The 19842-nt window shown below is 63.3% G+C and carries 17 protein-coding genes, 1 pseudogene and 1 riboswitch; of the genes and pseudogenes, 13 read left to right on the top strand and 5 right to left on the bottom strand.

Going from position 1 to position 19842, the window contains the following annotated elements:
* From NKJ94_RS30180 to NKJ94_RS30160, 5 genes and pseudogenes are all read left to right on the top strand, one after another.
* Positions 1-108 (top strand): annotated as a pseudogene (locus tag NKJ94_RS30180) (S-(hydroxymethyl)glutathione synthase); the annotation flags it as partial.
* A gap of 66 nt (positions 109-174) precedes the next feature.
* The gene (locus NKJ94_RS30175; RefSeq protein ID WP_352530467.1) at positions 175-642 is read left to right on the top strand and encodes a YaiI/YqxD family protein; all 468 of its coding nucleotides are present in this window, start codon (positions 175-177) and stop codon (positions 640-642) included.
* A gap of 4 nt (positions 643-646) precedes the next feature.
* Positions 647-1324, top strand: coding sequence for a DUF1345 domain-containing protein (locus tag NKJ94_RS30170; RefSeq protein ID WP_352530465.1), 678 nt, complete (start codon positions 647-649; stop codon positions 1322-1324).
* 104 nt (positions 1325-1428) lie between these two features.
* Positions 1429-2307: a cytochrome b/b6 domain-containing protein gene (locus tag NKJ94_RS30165; RefSeq protein ID WP_352530463.1), complete on the top strand. Its 879-nt coding sequence runs from the start codon at positions 1429-1431 to the stop codon at positions 2305-2307.
* Position 2308: 1 nt separating this feature from the next.
* Positions 2309-3100 (top strand): molybdopterin-binding protein, encoded by a 792-nt coding sequence (locus NKJ94_RS30160; protein WP_352530461.1) that lies wholly within the window; start codon positions 2309-2311, stop codon positions 3098-3100.
* A 36-nt stretch (positions 3101-3136) separates the two neighbouring features.
* Here NKJ94_RS30160 and NKJ94_RS30155 read toward each other — a convergent pair whose 3' ends face one another.
* Positions 3137-4135, bottom strand: a complete 999-nt coding sequence (locus NKJ94_RS30155; protein WP_352530459.1) for a hypothetical protein — start codon at positions 4133-4135, stop codon at positions 3137-3139.
* Between the two features lie 205 nt (positions 4136-4340).
* Positions 4341-4427: riboswitch (glycine riboswitch) on the top strand.
* Between the two features lie 148 nt (positions 4428-4575).
* Between NKJ94_RS30155 and gcvT the strand changes: the two genes are divergently transcribed.
* From gcvT to gcvP, 3 genes are read left to right on the top strand one after another with little or no spacing between them, the layout of a single operon-like run.
* A complete protein-coding gene (gene gcvT / locus NKJ94_RS30150) occupies positions 4576-5670 on the top strand; it encodes a glycine cleavage system aminomethyltransferase GcvT (RefSeq protein ID WP_352530457.1) in 1095 nt (364 codons plus the stop codon).
* A gap of 5 nt (positions 5671-5675) precedes the next feature.
* Positions 5676-6044: a glycine cleavage system protein GcvH gene (gcvH, locus tag NKJ94_RS30145; RefSeq protein ID WP_352530455.1), complete on the top strand. Its 369-nt coding sequence runs from the start codon at positions 5676-5678 to the stop codon at positions 6042-6044.
* Positions 6045-6066: 22 nt separating this feature from the next.
* Positions 6067-8877: an aminomethyl-transferring glycine dehydrogenase gene (gene gcvP, locus NKJ94_RS30140; protein ID WP_352530453.1), complete on the top strand. Its 2811-nt coding sequence runs from the start codon at positions 6067-6069 to the stop codon at positions 8875-8877.
* Positions 8878-8880: 3 nt separating this feature from the next.
* Here the strand turns inward: gcvP and NKJ94_RS30135 are convergent, their stop codons facing one another.
* Positions 8881-10050, bottom strand: a complete 1170-nt coding sequence (locus NKJ94_RS30135) for a GGDEF domain-containing protein (protein WP_352530451.1) — start codon at positions 10048-10050, stop codon at positions 8881-8883.
* 272 nt (positions 10051-10322) lie between these two features.
* Between NKJ94_RS30135 and parE the strand changes: the two genes are divergently transcribed.
* Both parE and NKJ94_RS30125 read left to right on the top strand, forming a co-directional pair.
* Entirely contained in the window at positions 10323-12374 is a 2052-nt protein-coding gene (gene parE / locus NKJ94_RS30130) for a DNA topoisomerase IV subunit B (protein WP_352530449.1), read from the top strand.
* Positions 12375-12416: 42 nt separating this feature from the next.
* Positions 12417-14495, top strand: a complete 2079-nt coding sequence (locus tag NKJ94_RS30125) for an FUSC family protein (protein WP_352530447.1) — start codon at positions 12417-12419, stop codon at positions 14493-14495.
* Positions 14496-14972: 477 nt separating this feature from the next.
* On the opposite strand, the gene NKJ94_RS30120 is transcribed toward NKJ94_RS30125, so the two are convergent.
* Positions 14973-15311: a nucleotidyltransferase domain-containing protein gene (locus NKJ94_RS30120; RefSeq protein WP_352530471.1), complete on the bottom strand. Its 339-nt coding sequence runs from the start codon at positions 15309-15311 to the stop codon at positions 14973-14975.
* A gap of 78 nt (positions 15312-15389) precedes the next feature.
* Positions 15390-16511: a DUF2336 domain-containing protein gene (locus NKJ94_RS30115; protein ID WP_352530445.1), complete on the bottom strand. Its 1122-nt coding sequence runs from the start codon at positions 16509-16511 to the stop codon at positions 15390-15392.
* A gap of 251 nt (positions 16512-16762) precedes the next feature.
* Between NKJ94_RS30115 and NKJ94_RS30110 the strand changes: the two genes are divergently transcribed.
* Positions 16763-17212, top strand: a complete 450-nt coding sequence (locus NKJ94_RS30110) for a MaoC family dehydratase (protein ID WP_352530443.1) — start codon at positions 16763-16765, stop codon at positions 17210-17212.
* 3 nt (positions 17213-17215) lie between these two features.
* On the top strand, positions 17216-18097 hold the full coding sequence (locus NKJ94_RS30105) for an HpcH/HpaI aldolase/citrate lyase family protein (protein ID WP_352530441.1): 882 nt from the start codon (positions 17216-17218) through the stop codon (positions 18095-18097).
* Positions 18098-18117: 20 nt separating this feature from the next.
* Here NKJ94_RS30105 and NKJ94_RS30100 read toward each other — a convergent pair whose 3' ends face one another.
* Positions 18118-18702, bottom strand: a complete 585-nt coding sequence (locus tag NKJ94_RS30100) for a nitroreductase family protein (protein WP_352530439.1) — start codon at positions 18700-18702, stop codon at positions 18118-18120.
* A gap of 165 nt (positions 18703-18867) precedes the next feature.
* Here NKJ94_RS30100 and NKJ94_RS30095 point away from each other — a divergent pair, with 165 nt between their 5' ends.
* Positions 18868-19833: an RgsD C-terminal domain-containing protein gene (locus tag NKJ94_RS30095; protein WP_352530469.1), complete on the top strand. Its 966-nt coding sequence runs from the start codon at positions 18868-18870 to the stop codon at positions 19831-19833.
* Positions 19834-19842 lie beyond the last annotated feature (9 nt).

The raw sequence follows: 19842 nt of genomic DNA, 5'->3' as shown, positions 1-19842 counted from the left end.
TCGCAGCTGAAGTCGATCGGCCTCGAACCCTATGACTGCCTCAATCCCGGCCTGATGGACTACATCGCCACCTGGACGGCGAAGAAGTCCGGCGCGTTGCCGGCCTAGTAGCCGCTCGAATATCATCGATTGAGCCGGGCGACGTCGCCCGGCTCTTTCACATTTGGAGAAACGATGCCCGCACCCGCTATTCTCGTCGATGCCGATGCCTGTCCGGTGAAGACCGAGGTCGAAAAGGTTGCCGAGCGGCACGGCATCGTCATCACCTTCGTCTCCAATGGCGGCTTGCGTCCGTCGCGCGATCCGATGATCCGCAATGTCGTCGTCTCCAAGGGCGCCGACGCCGCCGACGACTGGATCGTCGACAATGCCCGGCCCAACGACATCGTGGTGACCGCCGATATCCCGCTTGCCGCCCGCGCGGTGGCGCTTGGCGCCCATGTGCTCGGCCCGACGGGACGCCCGTTTACGCCGGAAACGATCGGCATGGCGGTGGCGATGCGCGATCTCAAGCAGCATCTGCGCGAGACCGGCGAAAGCAAGGGCTACAATTCGAGTTTCGCGCCGCAGGATCGCTCGCGGTTTCTTAGCGAGCTCGACCGCATCTTGCGGCGGGCGCTGAAATCCGCCACAGCGGACTAAAACCATGACGACCGGTACGCCGAACAGGATACCAATGCAGCGGCACATGCACTTCGCCGTGTCGGCCTGCATCGGCGTGGCAGCCTTTGGCGCGGCGCTGATCTGGCGCGCGCCGCTTGCCTACTCGATCGGCGCGAATGTGTTCTTTGCCGCCTATATCATTCTTGTCGTCACCCACATGCCACGGCTCACCGGCAGCTATCTGCGCAAGAATGCGCGCGACACGGACCTGCCCGTGCTGGCCATCTTCGCCGTGACCTTGGTCGTCGTCGGTATTGCCATCATCTCCTTGTTTCAATTGATCAATAGGGAGAAAAGCGCGGATTCCGTCGAACTTACGGTCGCGCTGCTGTCAATCCCGCTGGGCTGGTTTACTATCCATGCCATGGCGGCACTTCATTACGCGCATCTCTACTGGATGGATGGCGATGCGATAGACACCGAAACCAAAAAGAAGACACCGGTCGGCGGCCTCGACTTCCCGGGCGGCAAACGGCCGGAAGGCTCGGATTTCCTCTATTTTGCGACAGTGATCGGCATGACGGCGCAAACCGCCGACACCAACATCACGACCTCGCAAATGCGCCGTGTCGTGCTTGTGCATTCGATCCTGTCGTTCTTCTTCAACACGGTCATCGTTGCGGCCGCGGTCAACCTCGCCGTCAGCCTCGGCAGTCCGTAATAAATCCGTGATCGGGTGAAACATCGCTTTGGCCGGGGACGTATTGGGAGGAGAAGAGATCTGACAGCCCGTGGCGAACCGCGCCGCCGGAAGGAACAAAACAGATGGAATCGCTTGCCAGAAACCAAGCCGCCGGAGCAGATACCGCCGCGCCGAGCGATGCGACGCTGATCTATCGGCAGTCGCGCTGGACGCGGCTGACGCACTGGCTGTGGGCGATCGCGCTGTTTTTCATGCTGCTTTCCGGCCTGCAGATCTTCAACGCCCGCCCACAGCTCTACATCGGCAAGGAGTCCGGCTTCGGATACAACAACACCATCTTCGCCATTGGCGCCGAGAATACGGCGACTGGCCCGCGCGGCTACACCGAGATCTTCGGCAAGCGCTTCGATACAACCGGCGTGCTCGGCTGGTCGGGTCTGGCCGGCCAAGAGACGTCCCGCGCCTTCCCGTCCTGGGCGACGATCCCTTCCTATTACGACCTCGGCACCGCGCGCGTCGTTCATTTCTTCTTTGCCTGGGTGCTGACCACCACGCTGCTGGTCTGGCTGGTCGCCAGCCTGATCAACGGCCATTTGCGCCGCGATCTTGCGCCGCGCCTCGATGATATCAGGCGCTTGCCGCGAGACATCGTCGAGCACGCCAAGCTCAGGTTCCACCACACGCGCGAATACAACACGCTGCAGAAAATGGCCTATGGCGGGGTGCTGTTCGTGCTGCTGCCGCTGATGATCATCACCGGCCTGGCGATGTCGCCCAGCATGAACTCGGTGCTGCCGTTCCTGAACGACCTGCTCGGCGGCCGGCAGACGGCGCGCACCATTCATTTCGTGGTGATGCTGCTGCTCGTCGCCTTCTTCGTCATCCATATCCTGATGATCCTGGCCGCCGGCCCGCTCAACGAGCTGCGTTCGATCGTCACTGGCTGGTACCGCACCGATCCGCCGGCGCCTGGCGACAAAGCGCCAGAAAGGAGTGCCTGACATGGCTAAATTTGAGATCAGCCGCAGAAAATTCCTGAGCTCGGCCAGCCTCGGCCTTTCCGGCATCATGCTGTCGGGCTGCGACGCCTTCGACAGCCAGCTTGGCGTCGGTGACGGCCTGCGCAGCTTTCTCGAAAGCGCCAACGGCCTGACCTGGCGGGCGCAGCGGCTGCTTGCCGGCCGTGACGCGCTGGCGCCGGAATTCACCGAGGCCGACATTCGCCAGCCGCAGCGGCCGAACGGCATTACCGCGCCTGACGACGATTACTATAAGGGCCTGCTCGCCAACAATTTCGCCGACTGGCGGCTCGAGGTTTCCGGCCTCGTCGAAAAGCCGCTGTCGCTGAGCCGCGAGCAGCTGACGAACATGCCGAGCCGCACGCAGATCACCCGCCACGATTGCGTCGAAGGCTGGAGCTGCATTGCCAAATGGACCGGCACGCCGCTGTCGTTGGTGCTCGATCTGGCGGTGGTCAAGCCGCAGGCACGCTACCTCATGTTCCACTGCCTCGACACGATCGATCGCAGCCTCGCCGGGGATATCAAATATTACGGCTCGATCGACCTGATCGATGCCCGTCATCCGCAGACCATCCTTGCCTATGGGCTCAACGGCAAGCCGTTGCCGGTCGAGAACGGCGCACCGCTGCGCGTCCGCGTCGAGCGCCAGCTCGGCTATAAGATGCCGAAATACCTATACAAGATCGAGCTCGTCGACGGCTTCGCCAATCTCGGCGGCGGCAGAGGCGGCTATTGGGAGGACAATGGCTACGACTGGTACGGCGGCATCTGATGCGGCCGTTGCGCTCAATGGCTTAGTGCCTTTTTCTCAGGCCACCTTGTCGATCAGCGGCTTCAGCGCCGGATGGATTTCCGGCGAGGCGTGCTTGATCATCGTCAGCAACGCACGCTCGTTCTCCTGCAACGGCCGGTCGCCTATGTGTTCAGCTAGCCATTTCGCCTCGCCGGCATCGACCGTCTCGGCGCGACGGGCCAGTGCCTCGGCTGCCTTGTTCTTCGCTTCCCACTCGGCCTCGACGTCGCCCGGCGAGTGATAGACTTCCATGATGCCGGACAGGCCGCCCGACACCATGCGGCTGAAGAAACCGCCGATCTCCGGATCGGAGTGCTCAAAGAAGGAATCCCGGCGCAGCGCCACGTCGCGCACCGGCGCTTCGTAGCCGGCCGAACACATGACGAAATTGGCGATCGCCTTGACGAACAGATCGTTCCACGCCGGATCGTTGTCGGCCGCCTTTGTCCGCTCGTTGATCTTGAACAGCACCTCGGCCTCGGCGCGGCTGATGGCGATGTTGCCATCGCCGCCATAGGCGTAAAGGATGCGGCGCAACAGCTCGACCTCAGCCTTGGCAATCGACCCAGGGATAAGTCTGCCGCCGGTCATGAGCGGCCCCTTGCCGTCCACGACCGCATGAGCGACCTGCTCCAGCGCATAGCTGGAAAGCGTGCTCGGCGATGATTTGGCAACTTCCAGCACATGCACCAGCAGCTCGAGCTCGGTCCGGCTGTCGACCATGCCGTCGCGCGAAATCGTCCGGACCAGCCAGTCGGCATTCTCCTGCGAGACATAGCCCGCCGGCTTTTCCTGGTGGACGATGAAGTCGGTGACGGCCTCGACGAAAAACTCAGGCCATTCCGCGCATTTGTCCCTCGCCGTCGCGTCGAGCGCAAACAGCGCCTCGGCCTCGCCGCGCGTTACCACGCCGTCGCCGAACACTTCGCGGCGCAGCATGATCACGTCTTCGGCCGTGATCCGATTTTTCGAGGTCAGCCCGGCCACCGGCGCGCTCATGATCAGTTCGCCCATTTTTGTTCCCCGCCCGCGCCCGGCAATTGCCGGTCCTCATCCGGTATATCTGCAAGGTCTTGAGAAACCGGCAAGCGGCGTGGTTAGCGAAGGCTTGCCTATAAGAAGGCCCGCAAAGAGGGCTTGTTAGTAAAATGTCGCCGGCAGGTGACAAGGTGTCGTCCACAGGCTATGGATGGCGCGTCGAGGGCTCTTAACCGAGTCCTACCTGTTTGCGGGAGAGAGCAGCGAGAGCTGCCGCCGAAGGGGAAATCGCCCGAAATCTCTCAGGCAAAAGAACCGTAGACGGGAAAGACACTCTGGAAAGTCGGGGCTTGCCCCCGCGCCGAAGGTGTAAGCGCTGCCGACAGAGTTACGGGGCGCGAGTCTCTCAGGCTTCAGACAGAGGGGCACGGACTGGTCGCCATTTGCGGCCGCTTGCGTGCGACTCTGGAGATGACATGACGGGCGACACCAAACACCTTCCCCTCGAAGATCTGCACATGGCAGCCGGTGCGCGTTTCGGCGCCTTCGCCGGCTGGTCGATGCCGCTGACTTATCCGGCCGGCGTGATGAAAGAGCACCTTCACAGCCGCGAGCATGCCGGTCTGTTCGACATCTCGCACATGAAGCTGTTCGAAATCAGCGGTCCGGGCGCCGCAGCACTTCTGAACCGCGCCTGCCCGTTCGATGCCGGCGCGCTTGAGATTTCCCAATCCAAATACACGTTCTTCCTCAACGAGGCCGCCGGAATACTCGACGATCTGATCGTCACCAGGCTCGACGCCGAGCGCTTCATGATGGTCGCCAATGCCGGCAACGCCGCCGCCGACGAAAAGCATCTGCGCGCGCTGGCCGGGGGCGATGTGAAAGTGGACGCGCTCGATCGCGTCTTCCTGGCCATCCAGGGCCCTGCGGCGTGGGCCGCCCTTTCGCGCGCCGGCATCGAGACCGGGTCGCTGGTGTTCATGCACGGCATCGAGCCGCGCGAAAAATGGTTCATGAGCCGGTCTGGCTACACCGGCGAAGACGGTTTCGAGATCGGTCTGCCCGAGGCGGACGCAAGAACTCTCGTCGCCAGGCTGCTCGAGGACGAACGTGTGATGTGGATCGGCCTTGCCGCCCGCGACAGTTTGCGGCTCGAAGCAGGGCTGTGCCTGCACGGTCTGGACATCACGCCGGAGATCGATCCGGCCAGTGCCGGGCTGATGTGGGCCATCCCCAAGGAGGTTCGCGCCTCTGGGGCCTTCATCGGCGGCGATGCATTGCGCGCCATCCTGGAGCGCGGCCCGGCGCAAAAACGCGTCGGTTTGAAGCCGGACGGCCGCCAGCCGGTGCGCGCCGGTGCTGCCCTTTTCGATGCCGACGGCAATCCTGCCGGCCATGTCACCTCAGGCGGCTTCGGCCCCTCGGCCGGTCATCCGGTCGCCATGGGCTACGTCCAGACGCCGCTTGCCAAATCCGGCGCAAAACTGTTCGCCGATGTCCGCGGGACGAAAATCCCGGTCGACATCCACCCCTTGCCCTTCACGCCCCATCGCTACCGCAAAGGATGAACTTCATGGCAAAGACCTATTTCACCGAAGATCACGAATGGCTTCGCGTCGAGGGCGGCATCGCCACCGTCGGCATCACCGACTACGCACAGCAGCAGCTCGGCGATCTCGTCTTCGTCGAACTGCCGGAATTGGGCAGAAAACTGGCCAAGGGCGACACCGCAGTGGTGGTCGAATCGGTCAAGGCGGCATCGGACGTCTATGCGCCGGTCGACGGCGAGATCACCGAGGCCAATACCTCGCTGTCATCGGATCCTTCGCTCGTCAATTCGGCGGCGACCGGCGACGGCTGGTTGTGGAAGATGAAGCTGGCCAATGAGAGCCAACTCGAAGGCCTGCTCGATGAGGCGGCCTACCAGGCGCATATCGGCTGATGACACGACCAGGACATTGAACATGACCGCAGCACCCTACCCCTTCTCGGCTCGCCATATCGGCCCAGGCCTCAATGACGTCAGAGCCATGCTGGCCACGATCGGCGTTCCCTCAGTCGAGACGCTGATCAGCCAGGCAGTGCCGAAGTCGATCCGGCTCGACCGTCCATTGGCCCTGCCCGCCCCCGCAAGCGAAGCGGAAGCGCTGGCGGAGCTCGCGGCGACGATGGCGAAAAACACCATGCTGAAGAGCTTCATCGGTACCGGCTATCATGGCGTCCACGTGCCGCCGGTAATCCAGCGCAATCTGTTCGAGAACCCGGCCTGGTATACCGCCTACACGCCCTACCAGGCCGAGATCAGCCAGGGCCGGCTGGAAATGCTGTTCAACTTCCAGACGCTGGTCGCCGAACTGACCGGCCTGCCGGTGGCGTCGGCCTCGCTGCTCGACGAGGCGACGGCGGTGGCCGAAGCGGTCGGCATCGCGCTGCGCCATCATCGCGACAAGCGGACCAAGGTGGCGCTCGCCGGCACGCCGCATCCGCAGACGCTCGACGTGGTGCGCACCCGCGCCGAGCCGCTGGGCATCGAGGTAGACGGCGAGGTGATCGACGACAACACCGCCGCCCTGTTGGTCTCCTGGCCGGACACGTTCGGCGTCTATGGCAATCACAAGGCAGCGATCGAAAAGGCCCGCGCTGCCGGCGCGCTGGTCGTCTTCATTGCCGACCCGTTGGGCCTGACGCTGACCGATGCGCCGGCCAAGCTTGGCGCCGACATCGCCGTCGGCCCGATGCAGCGTTTTGGCGTGCCGATGGGCTTTGGCGGGCCGCATGCCGCCTATTGCGCCGTCTCCGACAGGCTGACGCGGCTGATGCCCGGCCGGCTCGTCGGCCAGTCGACGGACAGCAAGGGCCGTCCCGGATATCGCCTCGCTTTGCAGACACGCGAGCAGCATATCCGCCGCGACAAGGCGACCTCCAACATCTGCACCGCACAGGCGCTGCTCGCCAACATGGCGACGGCCTATGCGATATGGCATGGCCCAGCCGGGCTTCAGGCGATTGCCGGCCGCGTCCACGCACTGGCCGACCGCCTTGCCGCCGGCCTTAAGGCAGCAGGCGTTTCGATACTTGGCGAAAGCCGTTTCGACACGGTGACAGTGGAAGTAAAGGGCAAAGCCGGCGCGCTCGCCGACGCTGCTGAAAAGACCGGCCGGTTGCTGCGCCTCATCGACGCCGACCATATCGGTATCAGCTTCGACGAGACCTCCACCGAGGCCGATCTGGAGGCGATTGCCACGCTGTTCAGCGCCAAGGCCGACGTTGCCGCCGGCAATTCCATGCCAGGAAAACCGCGCGGCAACGAGTTCCTCACCCAGCCCGTCTTCCACGACAACCGTTCGGAAACCGAAATGATGCGCTTCCTGCGCCGGCTGGCCGACAAGGACCTGGCGCTTGACCGCGCCATGATCCCGCTCGGCTCCTGCACCATGAAGCTCAACGCCGCCGCCGAGATGATGCCGGTAAGCTGGCCTGATGTCGCCAATTTGCATCCCTTCGCGCCGGCAAGCCACTCGGCCGGCTACCGCGCCATGATTGACGAGCTGGAAGGCTGGCTGGCGGAGATCACTGGTTTTGATGCCGTGACCTTGCAGCCCAATGCCGGCAGTCAGGGCGAATATGCCGGGCTGCTCGCCATTCGCGGCTACCACCGCTCACGCGGCGAAGGCCACCGCACGGTCTGTCTGATCCCGTCATCCGCGCATGGCACCAATCCGGCGAGTGCGGCGATGGCCGGCATGAGCGTCGTCGTCGTGCGCTGCACCGAAGACGGCAACATCGACGTCGACGATCTGAAGGCCAAGGCGGCCGAGCATGCGCAAGACCTCGCGGCGCTGATGTTTACCTATCCCTCGACGCATGGCGTCTTCGAGGAAGGCGCGCGCGACCTCTGCGCCCTTATCCATGAGCATGGCGGCCAGGTCTATTTCGACGGCGCCAATCTCAACGCGCTGGTCGGCCTCGCTCGGCCGGGTGACATCGGCGCCGATGTCTGCCACATGAACCTGCACAAGACCTTCTGCATCCCGCATGGCGGCGGTGGTCCCGGCGTCGGCCCGATCGGCGTCAAGGCGCATCTGAAGCCGTATCTGCCCGGCCACGTCACCGAAGGCTCGGGCCATGCCGTGTCGGCTGCACCGTTCGGCAGCGCGTCGATCCTGCCGATCACCTGGATGTATATCCGTATGATGGGCGCTTCCGGCCTGAAGCAGGCGACCGAGACGGCGATCATTTCCGCTAACTATGTGGCGACGCGGCTCGAAGCGCATTTCCCGGTGCTCTACAAAGGCAGGCACGGACGCGTTGCGCATGAATGCATCCTCGACACCCGCGTGCTCAAGGACAGTGCCGGCATCAGCGTCGACGACGTCGCCAAGCGGTTGATCGACTATGGTTTCCATGCGCCGACCATGTCGTTTCCGGTGGCCGGCACGCTGATGGTCGAGCCGACCGAGTCCGAGCCCAAGAGCGAGCTCGATCGCTTCTGCGATGCGATGATCGCGATATCGGGCGAGGCGGCCAAGGTGGCGAAAGGCGAATGGCCCCTGGCCGACAATCCGCTGGTCAATGCGCCGCATACCGCCGCCGAGGCGCTGGCCGGCCAGTGGACCCATCCCTATTCGCGCCTGGAGGCGGCCTACCCCGCCGGTGATGCCGATACTGCGGCAAAATACTGGCCGCCGGTCTCACGCATCGACAACGTCGCCGGCGACCGCAACCTGGTCTGCTCCTGCCCGCCGCTGTCGGAATATCTGGGTGCTGCGGAGTAGCAATCAGGCAGAACGCAAGGCCGGCCCCTCGGCCTTGCTCGCCTTGTCCTGGGCGACGACGCGATTTCGCCCGGCGCGCTTTGCCGCATAGAGTGCGGCGTCGGCTTCGGCCAACACATCGTCGAGACCGGTGCCGCTCGTCGCACCAAAGCCGATGCCGCCACTGACTGTGCTTCGCAACGGACCAAGCTGGGTGGCCACGACTTCCGTGCCGAAGGCGACGCTGATCTTGCTCGCTATGTCATAGGCCTTCTCTTCCGTCATCCGCGACATGACGAGCACGAATTCCTCGCCGCCCAGCCGGAAGGCGTCGACTCCGGTCCTGGCGTATTTCCTGATGACGGCGGCAAAGCGGCGCAGAACCTGGTCGCCGACCGGGTGACCGAATACGTCGTTCGTCCTCTTGAAATGGTCGAGATCGAACATGGCGACGGACATGAACGGACCGAAAGCCCGGTCACCGTAGAGTGCCGTCAACGCCCGCCGGTTCATCAGCCCGGTCAATGGATCGGTCATCGTCTCGGCCTTCAATTCGATCTGCGCCTGCAAATGGTGCAGGGAGAGCGTCAATGCACCAAACCCCGTCATGCAGGCGACGGCTACGACGGAATTCACCCGCTCGGCCCAATTGTCGGGCGCAACGCCGAGCACCCATTGGCCCTTGATTAGCAGAACCGCGCCGCAAAGTCCGAAGGACAGCGCACAGACGCCGCTCAGGAACGAGACGACCAGCAATATCCGACGATCGTGGCCACCCTTGATCCAGAACATCACCCCAATGAGCGAGAGCAGCGCCGTTACCGTCGCGTAGGTGACAATGAAGCCGATACCATCAAACCCGAGATACGTCGCGCCCGCGCAAACAGCCATCGCAATCAAGGTCGGCAGAACCGCGCGCCTGTAGTCGCGTATGCTGAGATATTGCATGGCCGACAGGCAGATAATCAGGAAGCCCAGGCTGAGAAGCGCAAGCACGATCTGGCAAAGCCAGGGGCTAGGATCCCTTGCGTAATGCCAAAACAAGACCACATGTGCGACGAGCATGAGAATGCCACACGCCACCGTCAGCACAAACCGTGCCTGTGGCGCGGTGAACCAGATCGCAAACATGGTGATGCTGAGACACGTGCCCGACAGCGCCGCCGCGAGCAGGAGCGAACTGTAATCCAACATGCTTAGGCGACAGCCTCTCGAGGGTTCCGCTGCATTCTAGGTCAGCGACACTCCGCGGATATCGTTTTTCAGCCAACCTTGCGGCGTAACCTTCGGACAGGGTTTACAAAACGTCGATGCTCCAAGCCTCGACCCCATTTCCGCCGCTTGGTTGTCGAATGGTTTTGCAGTAAGAGGCTCTATCCTCGAACGTAACAGGAACCTCCGTCGCCTGCCCGCGAAAAGCGTGGCAGTATCGGGGGTGATTCGCAGCATCGGAATCCAGGACCAGCATGGACGACAGCAACGATCTTTTCGGCAATCCGGAAAAGCCGCCGCAGCCAGCTCGCGCTACCGCGCGCCCGGCCGACCCGCTGGTGCAGGCGACGAAGCGCCCGCCAGCCCGCGATGCCAGCGAGAGCTATAGTGCCGCCGATATCGAGGTGCTGGAAGGGCTTGAGCCAGTGCGGCGCCGCCCGGGGATGTACATTGGCGGCACCGACGACAAGGCGATGCACCATCTGTTCGCCGAAGTCATCGACAATTCGATGGACGAGGCGGTCGCCGGCCATGCGACGTTCATCGATGTCGAGCTGTCCGCAGACGGATACCTGACGGTCACCGACAATGGCCGCGGCATCCCGGTCGATCCGCACCCGAAATTCAAGAAGCCGGCGCTCGAACTCATCATGACGACGCTGCATTCGGGCGGCAAGTTCGACAGCAAGGTTTACGAGACGTCCGGCGGCCTGCACGGCGTCGGCGTATCTGTCGTCAACGCGCTGTCGGACCATCTCGAAGTCGAGGTCGCGCTGGGAAGGAAACTTTATCGGCAAAAATTCTCGCGCGGTATTCCGGTCACCGGCCTGGAGCAACTCGGCGAGGTGCACAACCGCCGCGGCACGAAGATCCGCTTCCATCCCGACGAACAGATTTTCGGCAAGGGCGCGGCGTTCGAGCCGGCGCGGCTCTACCGCATGGCGCGCTCAAAGGCCTATCTGTTCGGCGGTGTCGAAATCCGCTGGACCTGCGATCCATCGCTGATCAAGGAAAAGGACACCACGCCGGCCAAGGCCGAGTTCCATTTTCCGGGCGGCCTCAAAGACTATCTGAAAGCCTCGCTCGGCGACGAATTCCAGGTGACTCGTGAAATGTTCGCCGGCAAGAGCGAGAAGCAAGGCGGCCACGGTTCGCTCGAATGGGCGGTGACCTGGTTCGGCGGCGACGGTTTTATAAATTCCTATTGCAACACCATTCCGACCGCCGAAGGCGGCACGCACGAGGCCGGGTTTCGCAACGTGCTGACGCGCGGCTTGCGCGCCTATGCCGATCTGGTCGGCAACAAGCGCGCTTCGATCGTCACCTCCGAGGATGTGATGATCTCGGCGGCCGGCATGCTGTCGGTGTTCATCCGCGAGCCGGAGTTCGTCGGCCAGACCAAGGACAGGCTGGCGACGATCGAGGCGATCCGTATTGTCGAAAGCGCCATCCGCGACCCGTTCGACCATTGGCTGGCCGACAATCCCCAGGAAGCCTCCAAGCTGCTCGAATGGGTGATCGCGCGCGCCGACGAGCGGGTGCGCCGCCGCCAGGAAAAGGAAGTTTCGCGCAAGAGCGCGGTGCGCAAATTGCGCCTGCCCGGCAAGCTCGCCGATTGCACGCAGAATGCCGCCGCCGGGGCCGAATTGTTCATCGTCGAAGGCGATTCGGCCGGTGGCTCGGCGAAGCAGGCGCGCGACCGCGCCAGCCAGGCGGTGCTGCCCCTGCGCGGCAAGATCCTCAACGTCGCCAGCGCCGGCAACGACAAGCTTGCCGGCAACCAGCAGATATCCGACCTGATCCAGGCCTTGGGCTGCGGCACGCGCTCGAGATACCGCGACGAGGACCTGCGTTACGACCGGGTCATCATCATGACCGACGCCGACGTCGATGGCGCCCATATCGCTTCGCTGCTGATCACCTTCTTCTACCAGGAGATGCCGAGCCTGGTCCGCGGCGGCCATCTCTATCTGGCGGTGCCGCCGCTCTACTCGATCCGGCAAGGCGGCAAGGTCGCCTACGCCCGCAACGATGCGCACAAGGACGAACTTCTGCGCACCGAATTCACCGGGCGCGGCAAGGTCGAAATCGGCCGCTTCAAGGGACTGGGCGAAATGATGGCCGCCCAGCTCAAGGAAACCACCATGGACCCGAGGAAGCGCACGCTGCTCCGGGTCGACGTCATCGACGCCGAGGCGGCGACCAAGGATGCGGTCGACGCGTTGATGGGGACCAAGCCCGACGCCCGTTTCCGCTTCATCCAGGAACGCGCGGAATTCGCCGAGACGGAAGTGCTGGATATCTGAGCCCCCGCCGCTAGCTTGCCCTTCTGAGCTGGAGACGAGCACGTGACCTGGGCGCGGCTGAAGGACGGTATCGGCACGCGGATCGCTGGCCTGACGCGGCCGACGCGCTCGGACTGGATCTTTGCCCTACGCACCGTTTCGGCCGGTCTCATCGCGCTTTTGGCCGCCTATGCGCTGAAGCTCGACCACCCGCAATGGGCGATGATGACGGTGTTCATCGTCGCCCAGCCGGTCGCCGGCATGGTGCTGGCGAAGGGGTTTTATCGTCTGCTCGGCACGCTTGCCGGCGCGCTGGCGGCGATCGGCATAACCACTGTTTTCGGTGCCAGTCCGTGGCTGCTGGTTACCGTTCTTGCTATCTGGATCGGCATCTGCACGCTGGTCTCGTCACTACTGCGCAATCCGGAAGCCTATGGTGCCGCCCTTGCCGGCTACACCGCGATGATCATCGGTCTGCCGGCGTTCGGACAGCCGCACCTCGTTGTCGATCTCGCCCTGGCGCGCTGTGCGGAAATCGTTCTTGGCATCGTCTGCGCCGCCCTGACCAGCCGGCTGATCCTGCCGAAATTGGCCGCCGATGCCATCGTCTCGAGACTGAAGCGCAGCATTCTCGACCTGGCAGCCTACGCGGACGGTGCTTTTTCCGGCGGCGATGCGGAAAGGCTTGCCGGGCTGCACCGCAAGCTGATCGGCGACGTCCAGACGCTGGGCGAAATGCGCGCCTATGCAAGGCTGGAAGGGCCGAGCCTCGCCACCCGCGCCTATCCGGTCCGGCGTACCATCGGCCAGCTTCTGTCGGCCCTGTCGGCGGCGCGTGCGCTGCATGCCCATGCCGCGCCGAAGAATGCAGCCCTTATTCCGGTGCGCAGCGAACTGCGGGCTCTCGTCGGCGAACTGGCAGCCAAGCCGGGCGCGCTGGACGACACGGCGCCCTGGGTGGCGCGGCTCGACGCAATCGTCTACAAGGCGCGGCAGATGCCGGACATCGCGGCAGGGCAAGGCCCCGGGCATGACAATGACAGGGTTGGCACGGTCACACGCCTCACCATTGCCGCCGACTTCGCCGAAGCCATGCAGCAAGTGCTGCGCGGCCTGGACGCACTCCGCTCCCCCTCGCCCCGTGCCAGTCGCGAACGGCGGCAGCCGGCGCTGGTGGTGCACCGCGACTACCGTGCGGCATCGCGCAACGCCGTGCGTGCCGCAGTCGCCACGCTCCTGGTCGCCGCCTTCTGGCTGACGACGAAATGGTCGGATGCGGCGGGCACGGTCATTCTGGTTGCGGTCGTCTCCAGCCTGTTCGCCGCTCGTCCTGATCCGATCCGGTCGGCGTGGAGCTTCTTCGAGGGCACGTTGCTGGCCCTGCCCTTTGCGTTTCTCGTCGGCCAGCTGGCGCTTCCCGCTTTGCCCGGCTTCGGCTGGTTCATGGTCTTCGTCGTGCCGATCCTGGTGCCGGCTGCACTGGGGATGGCCAATCCGCGCTATATCGGTGTGGCGACGGCCTTCGCCATAAATTTCCTCGCCTTCCTTAGCCCGCATCAGGCGATGACCTACGATCCGTTGCCGTTCCTCGCCGGTTCGGCATCGATCCTGGTTGGTATTCTTCTGGCGATCGGCGTCTTCGCCGTCGTGCTGCCCGCCGACCCTTGGGTCACCATCAACCGCATCCTGCAAGCAATGCGCGAAGATCTTGCACGCCTTTGCCTGCATGACCGCCTGCCGCGGCGATCGGCTTTCGAAAGCCTTGCCTACGACCGGATCAACCAGTTGATGCCACTGCTGCAGAACGCCGGCAAGGAAGGCGACGCCGTTCTCGGCGGCGGCATTGCTGCCGTTACCGCCGGCCTCGAAATCCTGCGGCTGCGCAACGCGCAGCAAAGTTCCACGATCCCATCCGAAACAGCACTTTCCATGACCAATTTCCTGCGCGGGCTGGCGCGCGAACTGCTGTTCCGGCGGCCCGGCGAACCGCGGACTGCGACTGCCACCGTCGCCAGGCAATATGCAGCCGGTATCGCTGAACGAAGCGACGCCGCCGAAATGCTGCAGATCGCCGCCTCGCTGCGCATCATCGCCGCCGCGATCGAGGATTTTCCAGACTTTTTCGCGAAAGACCGGGTTTAGCTAGATCGCTGCCATATTGGCCTCGTTCTCTGCGCTACAGCTTTCGCATCGGCGCGACCACTCGGGCCGGCTTTGTTTCATCGCCAAGATCGACCCCGAAATGCTTCGCTACCCGTAAAATAAGGTCCGAGATGTTGTCGATGGCTTCCTGAAGTTTCGCGCGATCAGGTGCGCGAGGTATCTGGCCGGAAGGCAATGTATATCGAAAAGTGGTCGCGTAGGCTCCCAGCCATACGACTGAGTTCAATGCCGCCTTCTCAGCATGGTCGTCCGGGAATCACCTCACAACTTTATCGAGCTGATGTGCGTCGTGACGTTCGATATGAACAGCCTCCGAAGTCGCCAGCGCCCGGACAACCTGCTCGATCGCCCTGCTCACTCAGATAAGCCGCATTTCTGGACCCGGATTCAGCGAGAAGACGTGCATCCCTGATACATCCATTCGCCAATCGAAGCGCACTGGCGATGGTCCGGTGGTCAGATATCTAACCGGTGCCCTTTCCGAGCAACATCATAAGCAATCGTGTTTCGCGAACCCCAGCTTGCGGCCAATTCGCTCGCCGTAGTGGCAAGGATCGTGGCAGGAATTCCGACTTCATGCTGAACGGTCCAGCCGACGAGCGGATCAAGTAGTTCCGGCTGAGCGTCGTCAGGCAAAGCAACGAGAATATCCCAGTCGCTGTCAGGGCGATTGTCGCCTCGCGCTCGACTGCCGAACAGCCATATAGAATCAGGATTCAAGCGAACCCTGATCTCGTCAATCAACGGCTTGATTTCGGCCGGAACCGTGAGGCTTTTTGAAGCTAAATGGCGCATACTCAAACATAGGACCACTTTTTTGCGCCTACAACGGCAGGCAAGCCAACCGGCCAGTCCTAAAGCTTTAAGTTTGTGCTAGGCAGCAGCAATCGCCAGTGCGTGCCCGCGTGCGTTTTCGCGCAGCGCGTCGAGATGGATCGACTTGACCAGCCCGGCGAGATCGCCTTCGGCCGACTGCCCGCCCAATTCCTTCAGCATCAGCCAACTGACTTCCTGCACGCCGGCGAGGCGCTTGCCATTGGCGACCTCACGCCAGACCTTCAGCGCACGCAGGATGATGGCGTGGGTGGCGGCGGCAAGCCCGGCACTGCGGAACAGTGCCTGCAACGCCACGTCGTGGCCGCCGGCCAGCAGCGCCCTAACGCGTTGCTCGGATTGCTGGCTGAGCGCGACCAGTGCCGAGCCGAAGAAGTCGACCTTGCCATGCGCGATGGTGCGGATGATGAAGCTTGCGGTCAGGTCGCCGCGCAGGCGCAGATGCTCGACAAGCGCGGTATGTTCCTCTGCCCGCGTGCCTTCGATCAGTGTCACCGAAGCCTTGACGCAGGCATCGCGCGTGACGCGCTCGGCCCTGGCGGCGCCCATCAGCGCCAGCACCAGCGGCGACCCCTTGAGCGTCTCGCCGAGCTTGACCAGCAGCATATGCCGGCAGTCGGCGGGCAGACGCGCGTCGGCGATCAGCGCCTCGCGCACCAGAGGCAGATGGCCGTGCCGCTCGGCCATGCGGCGAAAGCTGACAGATGCAATGTCGGCGCCGCTGTTGGCGAGCAACGTGGCGCAGGCTTCGGGCTCGCCAATCTCGGCGATCGCTGCCGCTACCGACATCGAGACGCGCGGCCGGTCGGCGATCACCTTCTGCGTCGCCTTCTGGCCGCTGGCGACCCGGTCGATCAGGTCTGCATCGGTAAGCAGCGGCGAGCGTGCCAGTACCAAAGCGGCCACTTCAGGCTGGTCGGACGCCAGCGCGCTGACGATCTGCAGCGGCGCATGATGGCTCATGGAAAGCGCTTCGGCGATCGCCAGCCGCACCTTCGACGACGCATCGTCGAGCAGCAGCGTCAGCGCCGCCTCCGCCGCGCAGCGGTCCTCGAAAGGCAGGTCCGAGTCGACATAGGCGCGAGCCAGCGCGCTTGCCGCCGCAGCGCGCTCCGACACCTTCGCCGTGTGGATCCATTTCAGGAAATGCGAAACGACCATGTCGCCTGCTTACGCCCCTTGCCAGAACGCTTCTGACCCTGGTGGAGACCGTAGGCACAAATGGTTTACGAACGGTTCACCATGTTCGTTAACTGGCTTGCGAGCGCGATATGCAACGCCTATCAACCCTTAGAGCGACGTGCGTCCTTTCGGACGCACAAAGTACGCTCTAACACTTTGAATCCTCGCATCGTGCTTTCCGAAAATCGATACCAATTTTCGGGCCGATGCGGCAGCGGAGGAGATCGACCATGGCCGGGCTTTATCTTGAGGAGTTCGTCGTCGGCCATGTGTTCAAGCACGCGCTGCGCAAGAGCGTGACCGAAAGCGACAATATGCTGTTTTCGGTGATGACACTGAACCCGCAGCCGCTGCACATCGATTTCGACTTCGCCGCGAAGAGCGAATGGGGCAAACCGCTGGTCAATTCGCTGTTCACGCTTGGCCTGATGATCGGCATTTCGGTCAACGACATCACTGTCGGCACCACCATTGCCAATCTCGGCATGAAGGAGACCGTGTTTCCGCATCCGGTGTTCCACGGCGACACGATCCGCGTTGAGACCACGGTGGTTTCGGTGCGCGATTCCAGGTCGAAACCGGACCGCGGCATCGTCGAGTTCGAGCACCGCGCCTATAACCAGAACGACCTATTGGTTGCCAAATGCACGAGGCAAGCCATGATGATGAAAAAGGCATAGCCGATGCGTTCTCTGCTCTTCGTTCCCGGCGATTCGGAAAAGAAGCTGGAGAAGGGTTTTGGCGTAGGCGCTGACGTGGTCATCGTCGACCTCGAGGATTCGATTGCCTCGCAGAACAAGGTTCTGGCGCGCGACACCGCGGCGCGTTTCATCGCCGAGCACAGGCATCAAACCAGCTCCGCGATCTATGTGCGCGTCAATGATCTTTCGACCGGACTGACCGACGACGATCTGGCGGCGCTCGTGCCGGTGAAACCAGACGGCATCATGCTGCCGAAGTCGAACAGCGGACGGGATGTCCAGCAGCTGTCGGCCAAGCTCAGGGTGCACGAAGCCGAAACCGGGCTGCCGGACGGCGCGATAAGGATCGTGCCGATCATCACCGAAACGGCAGCTGGCGTTTTGGCCGCTGCAACCTACACCGAGGCAAGCGCGCGGCTTGTCGGCGTCACCTGGGGCGCGGAAGATCTGTCGGCAGCAATCGGCGCACGCGCGATGCGCGACGCGAATGGCCGCTACACGGATGTGTTTCGCTTCGCCCGCACCATGACCATTCTCGCCGCAGGTGCCGCGGAAGTCGCGGCGATCGACACGGTGTTTCCGGATTTTCGCGACATGGCTGCCTTTGAGGCTGAATGCGCCGAGGCCGAGCGCGACGGGTTCACCGGCAAGATGGCGATCCATCCGGCGCAGGTGCCGGTCATCAACGCCGCCTTCACGCCTTCGGTGCAAGCGGTGAAAAATTCGCTGGCAATCGTCGAAGCGTTCAAGACAGCGGGAAATCCCGGCGTCGTCGGCATTGACGGCAAGATGTACGACCGGCCGCATCTCAAGCTCGCCGAGCGCCTCCTGGCACGAGCCAGGGCGGCGGGGCTTGACGCTTAGGGTCTCTTCCGCGTCGCAAATTACCCCACCCACGGTCCCGAATAGTCGGCATAGAGCGTTGCCGGATCGGGCCGCGGCCGCTCCGGCGCCGGTCCCTGGCAGGAGCCGATATGGACGAAGCCGACGACCCGCTCATGCGGCGCCAGACCCAGGATCGCCCTGCCCTCCGGCACGTCGGAATACCAGTTGCTGATCATGTTGGTGCCGTAGCCCAGCGCATTGGCTGATAGCATCAGGTTCAGCGCTGCCATGCCGCCGGACAGGAACATCTCCCATTGCGGGATCTTTGGATTTTCCCTGGGGATCGAGATCACGCCGATAACCAGCGGCGCCCGCGAAAAGCGTGCCAGTTCCTGGTTGCGGCGGCCTTCCGGCAGCGGCCCTTCGCGCTGTTCGGCAAGTGCCGCCAGCTTTTTGCCGATCTCGACGCGAACCTCGCCGCGATAGAGGATGAAACGCCACGGCTCCAGCCGGCCGTGGTCCGGCACCCGCGACGCTGCGGCGATCATCGTCGCGATCTCCGCATCGCTCGGTGCCGGTTCTTTCAAATCCGGGATCGGCGCGGAATTTCGGGTCAGCAGAAAATCGATGATGGGCGACGCCATAAGCGCAAGTCTCCTGGAATTTGAGCTGAAGCGCACCATCGGGATATCGGGCGGCTCGGGCATTGGCGCGGCGCGCCGGACAAAGAGCCCTGTAGCAGAAGCCGATCGGACTCTTCGGACTCTTAAGCCTTGAAATTGCCACCGCCTTGGGCTTCAACGCAAGGCATGTTTGAGGGGACATTGCGTCTTTTCCTGATTTGGCTGGGCGCCGCCCTGTTGATGGTGCCGGTTTCGCCGGCTGCCGCGCAGGATGCGGACGGCATCGGCAATCTGAAACTTCCCGGAATTTCGAGTTATGCGTCGCCCAAAAGCGATACGTCGCTGGCGTTGGGCGGCAGCGGGGCGATCACGCTGTCGGCGCAGCTGATTGACAAGGGCGCCGATATCGCGCGCGGCATCGTCTGGCGCGTCTTCAAGCCCGAGCCGGCCGGCGACGGCAAGCTGCCGATGGTCGCCTCCGCTCATGGCGGCACCGCCGTGTTCCAGCTCGAGCCGGGTTCCTATCTGGTCCACGCCTCCTACGGGCGGGCCGGCGCCACCAAGCGCATCACCGTCGGCAAGGAAGCCAAGCGCGAGAGCCTCGTGCTCGATGCTGGCGGCCTCAAGCTTGATGCCGTGCTGTCGGGCGGGGTGCGCATTCCGCCGAAGAAGCTGCGCTTCTCGATCTATGAGAGCCACGCCGAGCCCGATGGCGATCGTGCGCTGATCATACCCGATGTCGAGCCGAACAGCGTCGTGCGGCTCAATGCCGGCATCTACCACGTTGTTTCGACCTATGGCGCGGTGAATGCGGTCATCCGCTCCGACATCCGTGTCGAGGCCGGCAAGCTGACCGAAGCGACGGTCGAGCACCGTGCGGCCGAGATGACCATGAAGCTGGTGCGCGAACCAGGCGGCGAGGCGATCGCCGACACCTCCTGGTCGCTGCTCAACGAGTCCGGTGATCCGATCAAGGAAACCGTCGGCGCCTTTGCATCGATGGTGCTGGCCGAGGGCGACTACACCATCATCGCCAAGAACCGCGACCGCATCTACCAGAAGGATTTTACGGTGGTGGCCGGGCACAATCAGGACATTGAGGTCCTGGCTACCGAGGCTTCGGCCATCGACTCCGAGGAAGGCGCCGACTAGGCCGCGCCC

Source organism: Mesorhizobium sp. M0060, from assembly GCF_040323155.1.
GTDB lineage: Bacteria > Pseudomonadota > Alphaproteobacteria > Rhizobiales > Rhizobiaceae > Mesorhizobium.
Note: the sequence above shows the minus strand (reverse complement) of the source record. Positions and strands in the feature narration are given on the sequence as shown.

Bases quoted from the DNA above. Each gene is read 5' to 3' on its own strand.
- NKJ94_RS30115 (WP_352530445.1), bottom strand. From the start codon at position 16,511: ATGGTCGTTTCGCATTTCCTGAAATGGATCCACACGGCGAAGGTGTCG.
- NKJ94_RS30160 (WP_352530461.1), top strand. From the start codon at position 2,309: ATGGCTAAATTTGAGATCAGCCGCAGAAAATTCCTGAGCTCGGCCAGC.
- NKJ94_RS30105 (WP_352530441.1), top strand. From the start codon at position 17,216: ATGCGTTCTCTGCTCTTCGTTCCCGGCGATTCGGAAAAGAAGCTGGAG.
- gcvP (WP_352530453.1), top strand. From the start codon at position 6,067: ATGACCGCAGCACCCTACCCCTTCTCGGCTCGCCATATCGGCCCAGGC.
- NKJ94_RS30120 (WP_352530471.1), bottom strand. From the start codon at position 15,311: ATGCGCCATTTAGCTTCAAAAAGCCTCACGGTTCCGGCCGAAATCAAG.
- NKJ94_RS30095 (WP_352530469.1), top strand. From the start codon at position 18,868: ATGTTTGAGGGGACATTGCGTCTTTTCCTGATTTGGCTGGGCGCCGCC.
- NKJ94_RS30110 (WP_352530443.1), top strand. From the start codon at position 16,763: ATGGCCGGGCTTTATCTTGAGGAGTTCGTCGTCGGCCATGTGTTCAAG.
- NKJ94_RS30165 (WP_352530463.1), top strand. From the start codon at position 1,429: ATGGAATCGCTTGCCAGAAACCAAGCCGCCGGAGCAGATACCGCCGCG.
- gcvH (WP_352530455.1), top strand. From the start codon at position 5,676: ATGGCAAAGACCTATTTCACCGAAGATCACGAATGGCTTCGCGTCGAG.
- NKJ94_RS30155 (WP_352530459.1), bottom strand. From the start codon at position 4,135: ATGGGCGAACTGATCATGAGCGCGCCGGTGGCCGGGCTGACCTCGAAA.
- NKJ94_RS30175 (WP_352530467.1), top strand. From the start codon at position 175: ATGCCCGCACCCGCTATTCTCGTCGATGCCGATGCCTGTCCGGTGAAG.
- parE (WP_352530449.1), top strand. From the start codon at position 10,323: ATGGACGACAGCAACGATCTTTTCGGCAATCCGGAAAAGCCGCCGCAG.
- NKJ94_RS30100 (WP_352530439.1), bottom strand. From the start codon at position 18,702: ATGGCGTCGCCCATCATCGATTTTCTGCTGACCCGAAATTCCGCGCCG.
- NKJ94_RS30170 (WP_352530465.1), top strand. From the start codon at position 647: ATGACGACCGGTACGCCGAACAGGATACCAATGCAGCGGCACATGCAC.
- gcvT (WP_352530457.1), top strand. From the start codon at position 4,576: ATGACGGGCGACACCAAACACCTTCCCCTCGAAGATCTGCACATGGCA.
- NKJ94_RS30135 (WP_352530451.1), bottom strand. From the start codon at position 10,050: ATGTTGGATTACAGTTCGCTCCTGCTCGCGGCGGCGCTGTCGGGCACG.